This is a genomic window from Chitinophaga sp. OAE865, from assembly GCF_040546735.1.
Classification (GTDB): Bacteria; Bacteroidota; Bacteroidia; order Chitinophagales; family Chitinophagaceae; genus Chitinophaga; species Chitinophaga polysaccharea_A.
The window spans coordinates 1,630,935-1,645,677 of sequence record NZ_JBEPOF010000001.1; the positions used below are offsets into that span (position 1 = coordinate 1,630,935).

Here is a 14,743-nt window from a genome sequence, read left to right on the forward strand (position 1 = left end):
AAAAATTAGAAGTGAGGAAGTTAGGGGCAATAAAAAGTCCACCAGAGATTTTGGGTATGTCCACCAGATTTTCCATCAGAGTGATAGGAAAATCATATAAGATAGGAGAGGTTAAAAACAAAAAAGCCCTACCAGACTTGTATCTGATAGAGCAATTCATTTGTTAAGTGACCCCTTCGGTACGTTTTTCGAACTTTTTTATGGAAGATTTAAAGAGGCTTGCAAGCATGGTTGTGTAGTAAACAGCCCTGCCTGCGGGCCTTTTCTGTATATGATTATTTGTGAACCTGAAAAATTGTGCAGTATGGCAAAGTTATCATGTGAAAGAGCCAGACGGATGGATCTGGTCGATTACCTGGCCTCCCTTGGTCATCATCCCCAAAAGATTAATAATTACGATTATTGGTATTTATCCCCACTGAGGACGGAACGAACGCCTTCTTTTAAGATCAATCGCCGGCAGAATAACTGGTTTGACCATGGAATGGGCAAAGGAGGGAATCTTATCGATTTTGGAATCCTATACTTTAACTGCTCCGTTTCGGATCTGTTACAACGATTGACCTTAGGCGGCGCGCCGGATTTTTCTTTTCACCAGCCTACTTCTTTTGCTAATGAAAAGAAAGAAGATAAAATTATACTGCTAACCACCCGCCAGTTGACTAGCCCCACCTTATTGGACTATATACAGAAACGGCGTATACCCTTGGAGGTTGCCCGGCATTTTTGTGAGGAGGTGGATTTTCTTCTATACGGTAAGAAGCATACCGTAATCGGATTCCGTAATGATACCGGCGGCTATGAGCTGCGAAGTGAACATTTTAAGGGCAGCAGCTCTCCCAAAGATGTAATCTTTATTAATAACCATACAGAGCAGGTTTCCGTATTTGAAGGCTTTTTTAGTTTCCTGTCTTTTGTTGCAGCCACCGATCACGCGGTATTACTGTCAAATTGTCTTGTTCTTAACTCACTTTCTTTTTTTGAAAGGTGCCGCCCACTTATGGAACGGCACAGGCAAATTCAACTGTTTTTAGATCGTGATGCCGCTGGTTCCGCCCATACCCAATTATCCCTGAATTGGAATAGTAGCCTTTATGTAGATCGCAGTGATTTTTATCAGGGACATAAGGATTTCAACGATTGGCTTATCAGCCATCACCACACCCCAAAAGAAAGCCACCGAAAAAGTAAACGGCTTTAAATCGCGTAGGTAGCCAGCTATGTTTTGGTAAAACCAAAACTACTGGCTCACCTCATGCTACCGCATTCAGTGAGTAGCTTTTTTCATGCTATCGCATTCAAAAATCTAAAGTGAAGTTGACTATGACGCAGGAGAATAAACAAACCAAAAAGAAAGTTGGCAGACCCTCAAAAGGGATCAAAAAAGATCAATTTCTGGCCATCAAATGCAATCAATGGGAACGATCCATTATTGAAGCTAAAGCTAGTGCCTCTAATCTAACCATATCAGAATACCTACGGAAAATGGGTGTTACCGGCAAAATTGACAGACGGGAAAAGGTGCTTCCTAAGGAAGTATTAGAGTTAACCGGCACACTAAACCACCTTGCTGCTAACCTCAATCAAATTGCCAGAATACGGAACGGAATAGAGCAATTATCCCTAAAAGAACTATCGGAATTGAAAGCACAATCTGGTGATCTAAAGACATTGGCGGAGCAGATTAAAACACATTTCTTATGATAGGTTATGTAGGTACGGGAGGTTCTTTCCTGGGCTGTATTCAATATTGCCTGAATGATAAAAAGGAACTTTCTGAAAAACAAAAGGCCGATCTCTCACAGAAAGACGGCCTAAAACATCATGGCCGGGCGGAAATTCTATCTTATAACCGGTGCTTTGGCAACCCTAAAGAGTTGGCCCAACAGTTCAGAGATGTGGCTAAATTAAGTAAGCGGGTAGAGAAACCGGTGTTCCATTTTTCGCTTCGCCTGGCTCCAGGTGAATCCCTTAGCCGTAACCAACTCGAGGAAATTGGGCATGAATGTGCAAAGGAATTCGGGGTGGCTAATAACCAATATATCTGCGTATTGCATAAGGATACCAGCGAACAGCATATACATATAGTGGCTAACCGGGTTGGTCTTGACGGCAAAGCAGCCAGCGATAGTAATAGTTATAAGCGGATGGCGGCTCTTTGCCGGAGGTTGGAAAAGCAATATCAGCTACGGGAAGTACTAAGCCCCAAGGCTTTTTTAACTCCCAATGAGCGGTTATTACCCCGGAATGATTCACGAAAAATTCAACTACAAAAAGATATACGCCAAGCTTTGATTGAGGTTAATAGCTTTGATCAGTTTACCACAAGGATGAAAGAATTGGGTTATACCATTCTGAAAGGCCGGGGTATTGCCTTTATTGACAGTAAGAAAGTGAAGATTAAAGGTAGCGAAGTGGGGTTTTCTTTATCCAAGATTGAGCATGTACTGGCTTTAAAACAAAAGCTAAATAACAATCTGGCAGAGCATGAGAAGTATAAAAAGGCTACAGAAGAGAGAGTAAAAAAGCATAAATCTACCGGGTATCGGTTGTCATTAGATGTAAAGTTTGAATCAATGATCGGGCAGTCACCCTTTATTCCGACCATAATGGAAGCAGCTAGCTTATTGAGTGTACTTTTAAAGTCAGAACTGCCTTTTGAGTTGATACCCTATGAGTTGACAATGGAAGGGTATAGAAATAGGAAAAGAAAAGAACGCTCTAAGGGCAGAAGATTGCACAATTAACTCCTGAGAGGGACAAATATTATAAACTTGATTTATATAGTGTAACGATAAAATGCTCAACGTAATATTTGCCAATAAGGGCAAAAATTCTTAATTTCACGGTAAGAAAAACTACGCTTGAAAATAATGAACGTGTCCAAACGGTAACGCATACTTTATGCTAAATCCAGGCGGACACATTTTTTTTGTTCCTTAATATAGAATTTTAAAATACTATGAATTGAACATATTCTTTATATGAAGAACTTTTGTATTCCAATAAGAGTTTTTCTTTCGAAATTTGATAAATTTCAAGTATAACTTTAGGATCTTAAAATCTAGCTCGTTCCGTGACTTTGTGCTTAATTTGTTAATGAAAGTGGAATATCTGTTTCTTGTGAGAATATGTTTAGGATCGAAGTAATCTATAAAGTATTTAAGCAATATTCCAAATAAAATTATTTTCTGTCTATTTTTCCTATTGCCGGAATTTGCCAGGACCTCGTCAAGTTTCAACATTATTTTTCTTAGCCCGGAATCAGCCTTAGATAACTCATTACTAAATTCATATAGTGATAGGATACTAAGCCCTTGTGAGGTATATTTTAGCATAGCATCGCCAATTATTCGTTGTGTGGAACGGTCAATAATGCGATTGTTTCCTTTCGATTCAAAAGCTATTAAGAACTTCAGGAACCGCTTCCCAATTCGTACTTTGGCTATTTTGCTAAAGCTGCTTTCATGCCTCATTACTGCGATATTGCCCCAAAAGGAAGCAAAAAGATATAGCGTATAGATTCGCTCGTTATTGTCCATTTCTTGATCAAGCCTTACAGAATAAGTTCCCTTAAAATCTGTCTTAATCATATCAAATAACTTGCTTAGCAATTCGTCACTTGTTATGAGAATAGCGTCTATATTTTCAAAAAATACTTTTTTGGCTCTAATCCTGTCAGAAAAATATTTCTTTAAGTCTGGATATAGGAACTGCGCTATTGGGAATATAGCTGTGCCTACTAGTATCCAAAAGGGTTCCTTGTGATTCGAGATAAGATCCGATAAAATTGATTTCAAATGATATTTTTTTATTCAGAAAACCAGCTTTCTGGAATAAGGGCATTGTCCTTATCCCATCTAGCATTATCAATCAATTGAGTGCCTTTAATATCCCCCCAGATATCGTGGCTGGCATGTTCTAATATGATAACCTGGACTTTTCTGTTGGTTCTTTTTCTGAATTCAGCAACCGCTTGAAAAATAGCTTTAACCCGTACTAGGTCATCAGAGTCCTTTTGAGCTTGCTCGTTATCTTTAATTGCCTCGGGGAAATAGGCTTGACTAGGTTGATCTAAGAATATAAAGGAGGGAACATGATTGTTCAATTTTAGAGATAGGCAAAACTCATGTATAGCTAACAACGTGGAAATGTGGAAGCCCATCCAATTCGATCCACTACCAATTTCCCACAGATAATCTTCCTTTCCGGTCTTAGGAGACGAGATCCTTAATGTTAATTCTTTTATATCCAGCCTGGTAGGATTAGAAAAATTTTCAACTTTTAATATTTCCTTGTAAAGGATAATATTTTGTGAAATTCGTTTTAAAACATCCTCTTCCAGATGTTTATTATTTGTTTGATTTATTAATATTTGTAGGCGTTCTATTTCCAGTGATAGTTCCTGCAAACGCATCATTAGGTTACTATCTTCATTTATTTCATTAAGGTTTTTTAAATTTTGCTCAATTCTCCCAATATACCTATATGTATTTTCAATACTTCTCTGTTGCTTTTCTATTTGTTCGTTTTGTCTACCAAGATTTTCAAGCTCATTCCTTACGTTATTTAATGTTTTTTCTACTTCAGCAATTTCCCTCTCAAGTATTGTCGCTTCTTTATCTAATAGACCTCGAGTCTCATTTAAATTAGCAAGCTTGGAGTTCAAGTTCTCCGAAATTTTTATTAGTTGGTGGATATCTTTATTGCCTTTTTCATGGATAGACCCACAAACAGGACAGGTATTTTCCGATTTTAATTTTTCCTTTAACCAGCCATTGTATGCTAATTCTAAGCGGCCTCTTTGACTTTGGACTGCAGATCTATAGCCCAAAGTAATTTCATTGAAATTTCTTATCTGATGAAGTCGATATTTTCTATCGTCAATGTCGTCGAGTAGTCCTTTTTCCTTTTTCTCAAGCCTGGTTTTATAAGCAATTATTCTTGAGGAAAGCCCTTCTGTATATTGAGGGGATAGAATTTGATTAGGTCTAAGAATTTGACTTAGGTGAAATACGTAGTCCTCCAATTTCCAGTCATCTTCAGGAAATGGTACGTTTTTTAGGATACCGAGTTCTAATGCTTGTAAATAGTTGGCCTTTATTTCTGCGTCCCATGCATTTTTTATTTTCTTTTTTTCCTCTAAGATTCCTTGAAGTCTTCTATATTCATCTTTTAATAGTTTTTGCCTTTTCTGATGTTCAAGAGTTTCATTCCTTATTAGGCCTAATGCAAGGGGGAATATTGTTTGGAGTTTAAATCTATGCTCTATTGTATCTGCCTTATAAAATAAAGTATAGGGATTGGCTATTATATGCTGTGGTTGAAAGCAAAATGCTAGAAAATCCTTAAAGCTTGGACGTTCCTCATATGCTTTTTTGTCTAGTTCGTTATCCGAGAAGTCTAAATTAGGAAGGCGACTCAATTGATTTAGTCTATTTACAACTTCTTTACTAGTTCTATTGGATTGTAGTATTTGCTGAGGAATGTTCAATTTAGTTCCTTCATCATAATACATTTCAGATGTTGAGTAGTTTACTCCTGGTTCTTTCCTACATAGTAATATATGTGTATTGTTGTGTTTGACTAGTATGCCAAACCATTGAGTACAATCTCTAATAGGGCCAACAGGAATAGCGCATTTATTACTCCCAAAGCAGTAGTCTACTATTGGGATAATTGAAGATTTTCCTGTTTGACTATCGCCTACAATGACATTTATTTTGTTGCCGTTAAAGTTGATTTCGCGCCTTGTTTCACCCAATTTTTTAGGCCACAGAATAACCTTTACTATTTTTATATCCATTTTAGAACGAGATGTTTAGGGATAAGCACAATTCATTTATAGGATAGAGAGCAAACCATTTTCCAATTATACGCGAGGCTCTGATGATTTGTTGATTCTCTGCAAAAAGGAAGTCGGGAATCGCCTGTCTTTTGTTTGACGGTATTATTTCTCCGGAGGCCTTATTGTATTGCAGAATATTTGTTGAAAAGCCAAGGTTTAGTGATCTTAAAGTCTGAGGATACATATCAATCATTCGACCTTGTAAACCTACAGGAATATCTCTGTTTTCTGAAAGTATGGTAAGAAATCTGGGCTTCGTTATGCTCTTTACTTGCGTAATGGCTGCGATACAATTTTCATTAAATATTAGGGGTAATACTGGTAAAGTCAATGGAATTGTGGGGCCTTCTTTACGGTCAGTAGTTGAATAATATGAGCGAGTAAACGAAAGCAGAGCTGCTGCTCCTATAGCGTAATTCTGAATGGTATAGAATTCATTCATAGGGATTATTATTAAAATAAGTTAGTGTTATAGGAGGGATACCAACCGACAATAAGATCATCAGCAAGTGTATGATAGCTACCCCTGGTAAGGAAATAATTACTTGTTTCTACACCCCCGATTTTGGCATTATGGTCCATTGTTTCCAGATAAATGATTTTGCCAATGTCAACAGAAGTTTTGCCCGAATATGTGAGTTGAGATTTTTTATAAATGATTTCCCATCTCTTTTTTAATGAATCGTGCATGTCGTCAATTTCTGTTTGAGTGACAAATCCTTTTCTAGCTAATTGGGTTTTTTTCCTCGTGCTATTAATGTAGTCTGTTATAGCCTCTTTGATTTCATCAGGTGTACTATCAATTAATTGTAATTGCTTTACATATATGTTGCTATTGTGGCTGTTCTGTACTTCCAATGTAATAGATGATGCATTTATAACCACTTCGTTTATCATTTTTTGTCTGATAAAGGAAATTGCATTGTTTTTTACTCTGATGAAAGCATCTCGTTCCACCAAGGCAGGTCTTCTATTTTTCCAGGCGCTTACTACTTCCTGGAATAGCCAGCCTAAACATTTGTGAATTATGAAGTCGATTAGTTCTGGGTCGTTCTCGACTATTTGTAGATCGGAAATTAACTGGTTTCTGAATCCAGGGTCGCAGATATTTGCACCGGAGCTAAACTCTATATGTTTGATTACAGACTTTAGGACATTATCATTAAAGCTAAATATTTTTGTGGCTAGTTGTTTCACGTCGCCATTCAAAGAGTCAACTGTTTCCCTTATAAGATTTATGCAGACATCAATTTCTATTGGAGATTTGGCATTACCTATTTTTTCCGCCAGTGAGTTATTAGAGGTCCGGTTTGTAACTAAGTAAAATTTAGTCATGTTAATATCTAGTTCTCCTGCTTCAACTGCTTTTAGCCAGATCAATAAAGTTTTCCAGAGGTCCGGTCTCGAGGGTGCAAATGGAAAACTTGTAGTGGAACTTTTGTCTTGTTCATGTATTTTTCCTCCATTAGATAAAGTAATCACTACATCATCCTCAGTTTCGATGCCAATAATAGTATTACTTGGAGAACTAGCTAACCAAGACATTGCTCGTTCTAGTTGGAAAAAATATCCGAGTGCTTGTCCTGAAGCAGTGTGATCAGATAATGCCATAGATACAGATTAGTAGATGAGGTTGACTTTACCAAATATAGCTAGAATATATATGTTTTTTAATATTAATTGCTTATTTATATTTTATAATGTATATATACATGCTATTGAAAATAAATAACATTTATGACATTGCCTTGCTATCTGGAAATTTAACTATTGTACCTAACTGCTGTTTGATAGCATTCCTACATTGAATTTTATAGTCCTCGTCTTTTGATTCTTGGATGTATCGTGTGATCGTAAATAGGTCACTTGTTTTTACTAAAGCTATTTTTTCCCTCTCAGCCCCTCGTTTACATTTGTCTGTAAAATCTAAAGTTCTTGAGGATGGATCCATAAGCCTTTGCGGATTGCCGAATAAGATTCCAAATGCTTTCTCGCTAACCTCTTCGCGGGCAAAGTCTTCATTCAAGGCATCTTGTAGTTGTCGGAATTTGGAGATGTCAATGTGATTTGAATCTTTTCCCTCACATTCTCCAATAAAACGATCGCCTTCGGGAGAGATGATTATTTGATCAAGCTCCAATTTTCCATCATCATAGCCTTCTGCGGAGTATCCTAATATTTTTAGTGCTTTTGTTACAGCATGCTCCAAAGCATGTCCGGATTCAAAAAGTAAATCCTTTATTACCTCTTGCTCCGCCAAACTTTGCTGCAATTCAGTGATGTCTTTTTGTATTTTAAGTAGCTTTTCTTCATTCTTAAGTATCAAATTTTTTGTTGCTGTTGCCTCAATTAGATTAAATGTTTCATTGAATACCCAAGCAGGAGTAGGTGTTTTTTCTCTGTCGGACTTCATAGCCTTACTTATTTCAGCCAATATTTGCGTAAATCTTCTCCCCCAAATTATGGCCTCTGCGGTCCATTCGTCATCGTTGTCATAAAATTCGTCAGGAAAGGTAATGGATGGAATTAGAACAAGGTTGCCTTTCCCTATTTTTACCGTATGACCTAAAATTTTGTCTTTACTCTTTGTCGTAAATAATGGAGCCTTTGCATTTTCATTGGGAGTAATGCTGATTTCATATTTGAGCAGATTTTTGCAGTGCTTAAATAGATTAACCACAATCTCTGAGCTTGGAAAAATAGCTTTTCCGGTTACAGAAGTAAAGTTAAAGTTGCTAACAGGTAAGAATTTATAATTATGACACAACTCTACGGTGTGAGTAGTTTTCTGATTCTTCCCTGCTCCACTAAATAGCTTTTGGCCCGTATGAATGAAGAATTCACTTTTTTCTGTTAATACTATGAATATAGTTTTCCCTGAATTTAGCCCCGTTAGAATCTCACTTTGCCAATGTGCTAGATGATCTAATATTTGGAATGAGGAATTAGAACTATATAAAGGTTTTCCTTGATAGCTCGGAGGATAATCCAGTTGGTAACTATATTTGCTGAGATTTGGGTCAATGATTATTATATCGCCATCAGACAACGAACTTTTACTATTAAAGGGTATATAGTTGTCTTCATCCGATGGAAAATAGAAGCCTACACTTACGATTGTCTCCATGATTATTTTGCTATGCTAAGTGAGAATTAATTAAATTATTATTTCCCCTTTAATCGATTTGACTTTTTATCATATTGTACTTTGGTAGCGTTGATTAATAAGACTGCTATAATAGTATCCTCCACTCCAATCAACTCCGCCATCTTCATTATCTCCTTCACCGTAAACCTTCCGCAATCAGCCTGCCTTTTCGTAAAATTATTATAATTAATCCCCATGTGCCTGGCCATCGTCGACGGCGGCATAATATCAAAGATTTTGTTGAAATCCGTGATGCCACCGCGTTCTATCAATTCCTTGATCGCATTATATCGTTTATCTTTCGCCATACATTTAAAGTAGCAAAAAATATCCTAAAGCATAATGATTTGGTTATTAATAGTAATCAATTTGTTTAATTTTAATTATCAAAATGATTATCATTAGTAGCATTTCATTTGAAATGTTCCCTATCTTTGTTCTGTTATTGCGCCTGAAAACACCATTTTAGGCATAACTGATAAAAATATTAGCTTTGCGGGGCTTCTTAAAGAATATCCGCATTGCCATCGTTCTCATTCTCTTACGCCTTCGGAAGCCAGGGAATCGAGTAGGGCGGTGCCTGCACCATATTGGCGCAGGCTCGCTTGTTGGTTACCTGGGCTTCCGAAGGCGTACAGGTACCGCAAGTTGAGTTCTGCGCTAATTTTTTTGCGCAGTGGTCAACTATTGCCTAACCATCAACCACTCTCTTTATGCAACGGATGATAGGACCACAACGGGATAATATTCTAGGTGAAATTTATTCAAAGCTAATTGCACTGTCCCATACCTTTCGTGAGAAAGTGGAGGAAGAGTGTGGCTGGAGTACGCCAACTTTTTACCGCAAACAAAGGCTAATTACAGGTTTAAGCAATGCTGAAAAGGAAAAGATTGCAGAGGTGTTTGCAGATGTGATTGACAGTATAGCAGAAAACCGGGATAAGTATCGCCGCGCCAATTGGTAATTTCAAAAGCAAGATTGTTGTTAATAGGACTATTCCCATAAAGGGGAGTAGCGGGAGTTCTTTGACATATTGAGAATAGGATACCTGCGGAGTGGGCCTCCGTAGGAAAGGACTATATGCGTTCTATATATCGTTCGATACTCTTCTTTACCTCTGTAATTTTATATTCAGGGAAGGAGGTGGATAGGAATTTTTCCAGCGCTGCTGCTGTTCCTGGCTGCCTCCATTCGAAAACGGGAAAGCTGATTAAGCCTGTAGGATGCTGTTGTTGGATGAAAGCAACTAAGGGAATATAAGGAGGAGCCAAGTAGATAGCGTTTTCAATCATTTTATCATAGAGTTCAGGTTTGAAGCTTTTTTTAAAAGTTCCAATGATCTGCATCGCTGTTAAGCTCTCATATATCGCCCTTACCATTCCTGCATAACTGGAAATGCCCTCATCCATAAAGAAGTCTACAAGGTAGTCTTTAAAACGTTCGTCCATTGGGTCCAATAGGTCGGTCGCTAAATACTTATACTCCTGGGCAAACTGGTCAAGGGAGAACGTATCGGTGTGTTTATCGACAATATATTCAATCAGGCGGCTTTCCTGTTCTTTGATCTGTTCTATGCTTGTTTCCAGTTCCGCATATTTGGGACGGCTAAATAGATCAAAGTAGTAGCTTTTAAAGAAGATAGACTTGCGGTCAAAGGTCACCTGCATGTACAAGGGATGAACATCTTTGCCTTGAAAACGGACCGGCTTAATCCGTTCATTGAAATACGGTTTGTAAGTGACTTTATATGTCTTTGCCAATGTTTACTTCATTTTACCTTCCTACACGAATTTAAGAAAAAAGTTTTACCAAAACTATATTTTCATCAAAACTTTCGTATATTAGTATTCATAGCCCTGCTCTATGGGGAAATTGTGGTGGTTAGTAATGTGAAAATGAAAATGGGTTATGGAAAGAATGAAGCCGGACACGGCAGTAGAAATACTGCGAAAGCATGGATTACAGGTAAGCAGGGAACAGGCCGTATTGATCTTAGAATTTATGTACGCTATGGCAAAAATTGCGATAGCTCAATGTTTACGTGATGAAGACAGCAGACATTTACATTCGGGTAAGTACAGACGAACAGGCGGAGAAGGGTTATAGCCAGCGTAATCAGGAAGAAATGCTTCGCAGGTATTGCGAATTGAATGCTATCCAGGTACGCAAGACTATATACGAAGATCATTCCGCCAAAACCTTTAACCGCCCGGAGTGGCAAAAGTTGCTGGTTGACTTACGCAAACATAGAGGTCAGGCGGATTTAATTCTGTTTACAAAATGGGACAGGTTCAGCCGGAACGCTGGTGACGCCTACCAAATGATTAGCCTGTTAAGAAAAGTAGGAGTAGAACCGCAGGCTATAGAACAACCTTTAGACTTATCTGTTCCGGAAAACAAAATGATGCTGGCGTTTTATCTCGCGGCACCAGAGGTGGAAAATGACCGCAGGGCATTAAATACCTTTTCAGGTATGCGCCGTGCAAAGAAGGAAGGCAGATGGATGGGAACAGCGCCCTTTGGTTACGCCAATAAGGTTACAGAAGTCGGCAACAAAAAATATATCTCCCCTAAGCAGCCACACGCTGAAATTATCCAATGGGTATTTGAAACATTAGCGAAAGGTATATTTACTACGGAACAGGTTTGGAAGCAAGCCAAGGCAAAAGGACTAGCTATTTGTAAGAATGGCTTTTGGGTGCTGGTGCGTAACCCGGTTTATTGCGGACAAATTTTTATTCCAAAGTACAAAGAGGAAGAAGCGCATTTCGTGAAAGGACAACATGAACCAGTTATATCAGAGGCTCTTTTTTACGAAGTACAGGATGTATTAGACGGAAGGAAGAAGAAACAGCGGTTACAAATTGAAGTAGATGAAAATCTGCCGCTTCGTGGTTTCCTTGTTTGCCCTCGTTGTGGAAGGGTGTTAACTGGCAGTGCGTCTAAAGGGAAACGCAAGTATTACCATTACTATCACTGTTCCTCGTCTTGTGGTTCCCGATTTAGGACAGATGCGGTCAACAGCCTATTCATAGTAGAGCTGAAGAAACTGGTACCACACCCAGGCATGATAGAGATATATAAATCAGCTATTATTAGTGAGTATAACAGCCAGACTAAAGACCAAATGAATGGCCGCCGGTTGCTATTAGAACGACTGGAAGAGTTAAACAAGCAGTTGGCAATAGCAAGGCGCTTAATGCTAAAGGAAGAAATTACCGCTGCGGATTACCGTGAAACAAAAGCAGAGTATCAACCTGAAATAACATCCTTAGAGGCACAAATTTCGAACTACTCAACTTCTTCAAACAAGATTGACGATCTGATTAACAAGGCCGTGGATAACGTTTCCAGAATGGACTGCCTGTATGAAAATGGCACCATAAAAGAAAAACGTCAGATCGTGTGTTCGATCTATCCCGAAAAATTGATTTTTGACGGATTTAGTTATCGAACACCCCGCATCAATGAAGCGGTTAGTCTGATATGTACGCTGGACGCAGCTTTCGGGGAAATAAAAAAAGGACATTTCAGTAATAATACCGAAATGTCCTTTAAGGTGACCCCCCTGGGGCTCGAACCCAGGACCTACTGATTAAGAGTCAGTAGCTCTAACCAACTGAGCTAGGGAGTCTTTCCACCGTCTTTGTTAAAAAACGTGAGCGCAAATTTAACGGATCTTCTGAATATTTGTGTACTTTATTTAATTAAATTTGAGAAGAAGGACGAAATGTGGATAAATATCAATTATGTTGATAATCTAACCGTTAGCTCATTATAAAATTTTTTTTCATGCAAGAAGCGTATATAGTTGCCGGCTACCGCACCGCGGTGGGAAAATCCAAAAGAGGAGGATTTCGCTTTTACAGGCCCGATGATCTGGCTGTAGATGTCATCACCGGGTTGTTGAAGTCCTTGCCTCAGCTGGATCCTAAGCGGGTCGACGATCTGATTGTAGGAAATGCGGTACCGGAGGCAGAGCAGGGTTTACAGATTGGCCGTATGATTTCTGTAAGGGCTTTGGGTATTGATGTGCCGGGAATGACGGTGAATCGCTACTGCGCATCCGGCCTGGAAACAATTGCTATTGCTACTGCCAAAATACAAACCGGGATGGCCGATTGTATTATTGCAGGAGGTACTGAAAGTATGAGCCTGGTACCGGTGGCGGGTTGGAAAACAGTGCCCAACTACACTGTGGCCAGTACTAATCCTGATTATTATATTGGTATGGGACTCACCGCTGAAGCAGTGGCTAATGAATTCAAAGTAAGCCGCCAGGACCAGGATGAGTTCTCTTATAAATCACATCAGAAAGCGTTGAACGCTATTCAGAACGGCTATTTCAAGCCAGGTATACTGCCCATTTCCGTAGAAGAGGTCTATGTTGATGAAAAAGGTAAAAAGCAGAAACGTTCCTATATCGTTGATACCGACGAAGGGCCGCGTGCAGATACTTCCCTGGAAGCGCTGGCAAAGCTGAAACCTGTTTTCGCTGCCGGTGGTTCCGTTACAGCAGGTAATTCTTCCCAAACTTCTGATGGAGCCGCATTCGTGGTAGTAATGAGCGAGCGCATGGTGAATGAGCTGGGACTGAAGCCGATCGGGCGTTTGGTAGCATGTGTTTCCGCCGGGGTGCATCCGCGGATCATGGGAATAGGCCCTGTAGCCGCAGTGCCAAAAGTATTGCAACGTGCAGGCAAATCATTGCAGGATATCGACCTGGTAGAGCTGAACGAGGCCTTTGCTTCACAGTCTATTGCCGTTATCCGTGAGCTGGGCATCAATCCGGATATTGTAAATATCAATGGCGGGGCTATTGCCTTAGGACATCCGCTTGGATGTACAGGGGCCAAATTAACTGTACAGTTGCTGGGCGATTTAAAAAGATTAAATAAGAAGTATGGCATTGTTACTGCCTGTGTGGGCGGTGGACAAGGCATTGCAGGTATCATTGAAAATATCAACTGATAATACCGGTCAACTCACCTTAATACTAAAAAAGGAGCCATTGGCTCCTTTCTTTTTTTATGTTTCATTTATTTCCAATGTACTCAGGTATTGATATACCGGCAATGGAACCCGTGTGCAGTCCACAAACACGATACGGTGCGGATTATCAGGCCGGCGCAGATCAATACCGAATTGCGCAATCATTCTTTCAAAAAAGAAATCACGTATTCCTTTCGATCTCCCGTTCTCATATGTATTAAGGCAGGCCCGCGATATTCCCAGCATATTACTCATTTCATGTTGTGTTAGTTTTAGCGATTTGCGGATTATTTTTATTACATGGTGATTGTACAATTGCATGGATTAGGTTTAAAAATGTTACAAAAATGTGCCACTGTAACAATTATTGACTATATTTGTATTGTAATGTGTAAGTGATTGATCTTAATAGTGTTGAATTGATACAGGTAACAAATTTTTGAGAAATAGATTTTCATTTTGAGCATTGCATGCCCGTTACCGGAATACCGGTAAAAAAGTAGTGGAAAGGCAATCACATTAATTACAGATACTAACAACTATTGGAATAACCCGGTGTAGAAAAAAGAAGCGTGGGATAGCGGGGTGCGAGTACCAACCGGCAGGTCGCCGGATCTTTAAAAAAATCCATCATTGATATTTTTTGTTGTAAGACAAAAAAACCAAAGGGGCTGTCTTTCTTTGCAGGAACGGGCAGCTCCCTTTAGGTTATAGTATATTTTCAAAATTAATGGATTTTAACGGATGAAGCAAA

At 39.0% G+C, this 14,743-nt stretch carries 13 protein-coding genes and 1 tRNA gene; 6 read left to right on the forward strand and 8 right to left on the reverse strand.

The window, feature by feature from the left end; genetic code table 11:
- The first annotated feature begins 304 nt into the window (after positions 1 to 304).
- The 3 genes from ABIE50_RS06870 to ABIE50_RS06880 all read left to right on the forward strand — a co-directional run bounded on the left by ABIE50_RS06870 (position 305) and on the right by ABIE50_RS06880 (position 2,747).
- On the forward strand, positions 305 to 1,201 hold the full coding sequence (locus ABIE50_RS06870; RefSeq protein ID WP_209866723.1) for a DUF8464 domain-containing protein: 897 nt from the start codon (positions 305 to 307) through the stop codon (positions 1,199 to 1,201).
- 122 nt (positions 1,202 to 1,323) lie between these two features.
- Entirely contained in the window at positions 1,324 to 1,704 is a 381-nt protein-coding gene (locus ABIE50_RS06875) for a plasmid mobilization protein (RefSeq protein WP_209866725.1), read from the forward strand.
- The gene (locus ABIE50_RS06880) at positions 1,701 to 2,747 is read left to right on the forward strand and encodes a relaxase/mobilization nuclease domain-containing protein (protein ID WP_209866727.1); all 1,047 of its coding nucleotides are present in this window, start codon (positions 1,701 to 1,703) and stop codon (positions 2,745 to 2,747) included. The genes ABIE50_RS06875 and ABIE50_RS06880 overlap by 4 nt, the downstream gene beginning before the upstream one ends.
- A gap of 1,064 nt (positions 2,748 to 3,811) precedes the next feature.
- Here ABIE50_RS06880 and ABIE50_RS06885 read toward each other — a convergent pair.
- From ABIE50_RS06885 to ABIE50_RS06905, 5 genes are all read right to left on the reverse strand, one after another.
- The gene (locus tag ABIE50_RS06885; RefSeq protein WP_209866728.1) at positions 3,812 to 5,806 is read right to left on the reverse strand and encodes a DUF3732 domain-containing protein; all 1,995 of its coding nucleotides are present in this window, start codon (positions 5,804 to 5,806) and stop codon (positions 3,812 to 3,814) included.
- 1 nt (position 5,807) lies between these two features.
- The gene (locus ABIE50_RS06890; protein WP_209866729.1) at positions 5,808 to 6,290 is read right to left on the reverse strand and encodes a three component ABC system middle component; all 483 of its coding nucleotides are present in this window, start codon (positions 6,288 to 6,290) and stop codon (positions 5,808 to 5,810) included.
- A gap of 11 nt (positions 6,291 to 6,301) precedes the next feature.
- Positions 6,302 to 7,459: an ABC-three component system protein gene (locus ABIE50_RS06895; protein WP_209866731.1), complete on the reverse strand. Its 1,158-nt coding sequence runs from the start codon at positions 7,457 to 7,459 to the stop codon at positions 6,302 to 6,304.
- 124 nt (positions 7,460 to 7,583) lie between these two features.
- Positions 7,584 to 8,975 (reverse strand): hypothetical protein, encoded by a 1,392-nt coding sequence (locus ABIE50_RS06900; RefSeq protein WP_209866733.1) that lies wholly within the window; start codon positions 8,973 to 8,975, stop codon positions 7,584 to 7,586.
- 38 nt (positions 8,976 to 9,013) lie between these two features.
- On the reverse strand, positions 9,014 to 9,304 hold the full coding sequence (locus ABIE50_RS06905) for a hypothetical protein (RefSeq protein WP_209866734.1): 291 nt from the start codon (positions 9,302 to 9,304) through the stop codon (positions 9,014 to 9,016).
- A gap of 405 nt (positions 9,305 to 9,709) precedes the next feature.
- Here ABIE50_RS06905 and ABIE50_RS06910 point away from each other — a divergent pair, with 405 nt between their 5' ends.
- A complete protein-coding gene (locus tag ABIE50_RS06910; RefSeq protein WP_209866736.1) occupies positions 9,710 to 9,961 on the forward strand; it encodes a hypothetical protein in 252 nt (83 codons plus the stop codon).
- Positions 9,962 to 10,073: 112 nt separating this feature from the next.
- Here the strand turns inward: ABIE50_RS06910 and ABIE50_RS06915 are convergent, their stop codons facing one another.
- On the reverse strand, positions 10,074 to 10,757 hold the full coding sequence (locus ABIE50_RS06915) for a hypothetical protein (RefSeq protein ID WP_209866737.1): 684 nt from the start codon (positions 10,755 to 10,757) through the stop codon (positions 10,074 to 10,076).
- Positions 10,758 to 11,041: 284 nt separating this feature from the next.
- Here ABIE50_RS06915 and ABIE50_RS06920 point away from each other — a divergent pair, with 284 nt between their 5' ends.
- The gene (locus ABIE50_RS06920) at positions 11,042 to 12,592 is read left to right on the forward strand and encodes a recombinase family protein (RefSeq protein WP_209866739.1); all 1,551 of its coding nucleotides are present in this window, start codon (positions 11,042 to 11,044) and stop codon (positions 12,590 to 12,592) included.
- On the opposite strand, the gene ABIE50_RS06925 is transcribed toward ABIE50_RS06920, so the two are convergent.
- Positions 12,558 to 12,631: transfer RNA gene (locus ABIE50_RS06925), tRNA-Lys, on the reverse strand. The genes ABIE50_RS06920 and ABIE50_RS06925 overlap by 35 nt on opposite strands.
- A 158-nt stretch (positions 12,632 to 12,789) precedes the next feature.
- On the opposite strand from ABIE50_RS06925, the gene ABIE50_RS06930 reads away from it, so the two are divergent.
- Positions 12,790 to 13,968, forward strand: a complete 1,179-nt coding sequence (locus ABIE50_RS06930) for a thiolase family protein (protein WP_209866741.1) — start codon at positions 12,790 to 12,792, stop codon at positions 13,966 to 13,968.
- A gap of 57 nt (positions 13,969 to 14,025) precedes the next feature.
- Here the strand turns inward: ABIE50_RS06930 and ABIE50_RS06935 are convergent, their stop codons facing one another.
- On the reverse strand, positions 14,026 to 14,310 hold the full coding sequence (locus tag ABIE50_RS06935; RefSeq protein ID WP_209866743.1) for a helix-turn-helix domain-containing protein: 285 nt from the start codon (positions 14,308 to 14,310) through the stop codon (positions 14,026 to 14,028).
- Positions 14,311 to 14,743: the final 433 nt, after the last annotated feature.

Bases quoted from the DNA above. Each gene is read 5' to 3' on its own strand.
- ABIE50_RS06920 (WP_209866739.1), top strand. From the start codon at position 11,042: ATGAAGACAGCAGACATTTACATTCGGGTAAGTACAGACGAACAGGCG.
- ABIE50_RS06930 (WP_209866741.1), top strand. From the start codon at position 12,790: ATGCAAGAAGCGTATATAGTTGCCGGCTACCGCACCGCGGTGGGAAAA.
- ABIE50_RS06910 (WP_209866736.1), top strand. From the start codon at position 9,710: ATGCAACGGATGATAGGACCACAACGGGATAATATTCTAGGTGAAATT.
- ABIE50_RS06870 (WP_209866723.1), top strand. From the start codon at position 305: ATGGCAAAGTTATCATGTGAAAGAGCCAGACGGATGGATCTGGTCGAT.
- ABIE50_RS06905 (WP_209866734.1), bottom strand. From the start codon at position 9,304: ATGGCGAAAGATAAACGATATAATGCGATCAAGGAATTGATAGAACGC.
- ABIE50_RS06935 (WP_209866743.1), bottom strand. From the start codon at position 14,310: ATGCAATTGTACAATCACCATGTAATAAAAATAATCCGCAAATCGCTA.
- ABIE50_RS06875 (WP_209866725.1), top strand. From the start codon at position 1,324: ATGACGCAGGAGAATAAACAAACCAAAAAGAAAGTTGGCAGACCCTCA.
- ABIE50_RS06885 (WP_209866728.1), bottom strand. From the start codon at position 5,806: ATGGATATAAAAATAGTAAAGGTTATTCTGTGGCCTAAAAAATTGGGT.
- ABIE50_RS06880 (WP_209866727.1), top strand. From the start codon at position 1,701: ATGATAGGTTATGTAGGTACGGGAGGTTCTTTCCTGGGCTGTATTCAA.
- ABIE50_RS06890 (WP_209866729.1), bottom strand. From the start codon at position 6,290: ATGAATGAATTCTATACCATTCAGAATTACGCTATAGGAGCAGCAGCT.
- ABIE50_RS06900 (WP_209866733.1), bottom strand. From the start codon at position 8,975: ATGGAGACAATCGTAAGTGTAGGCTTCTATTTTCCATCGGATGAAGAC.
- ABIE50_RS06895 (WP_209866731.1), bottom strand. From the start codon at position 7,459: ATGGCATTATCTGATCACACTGCTTCAGGACAAGCACTCGGATATTTT.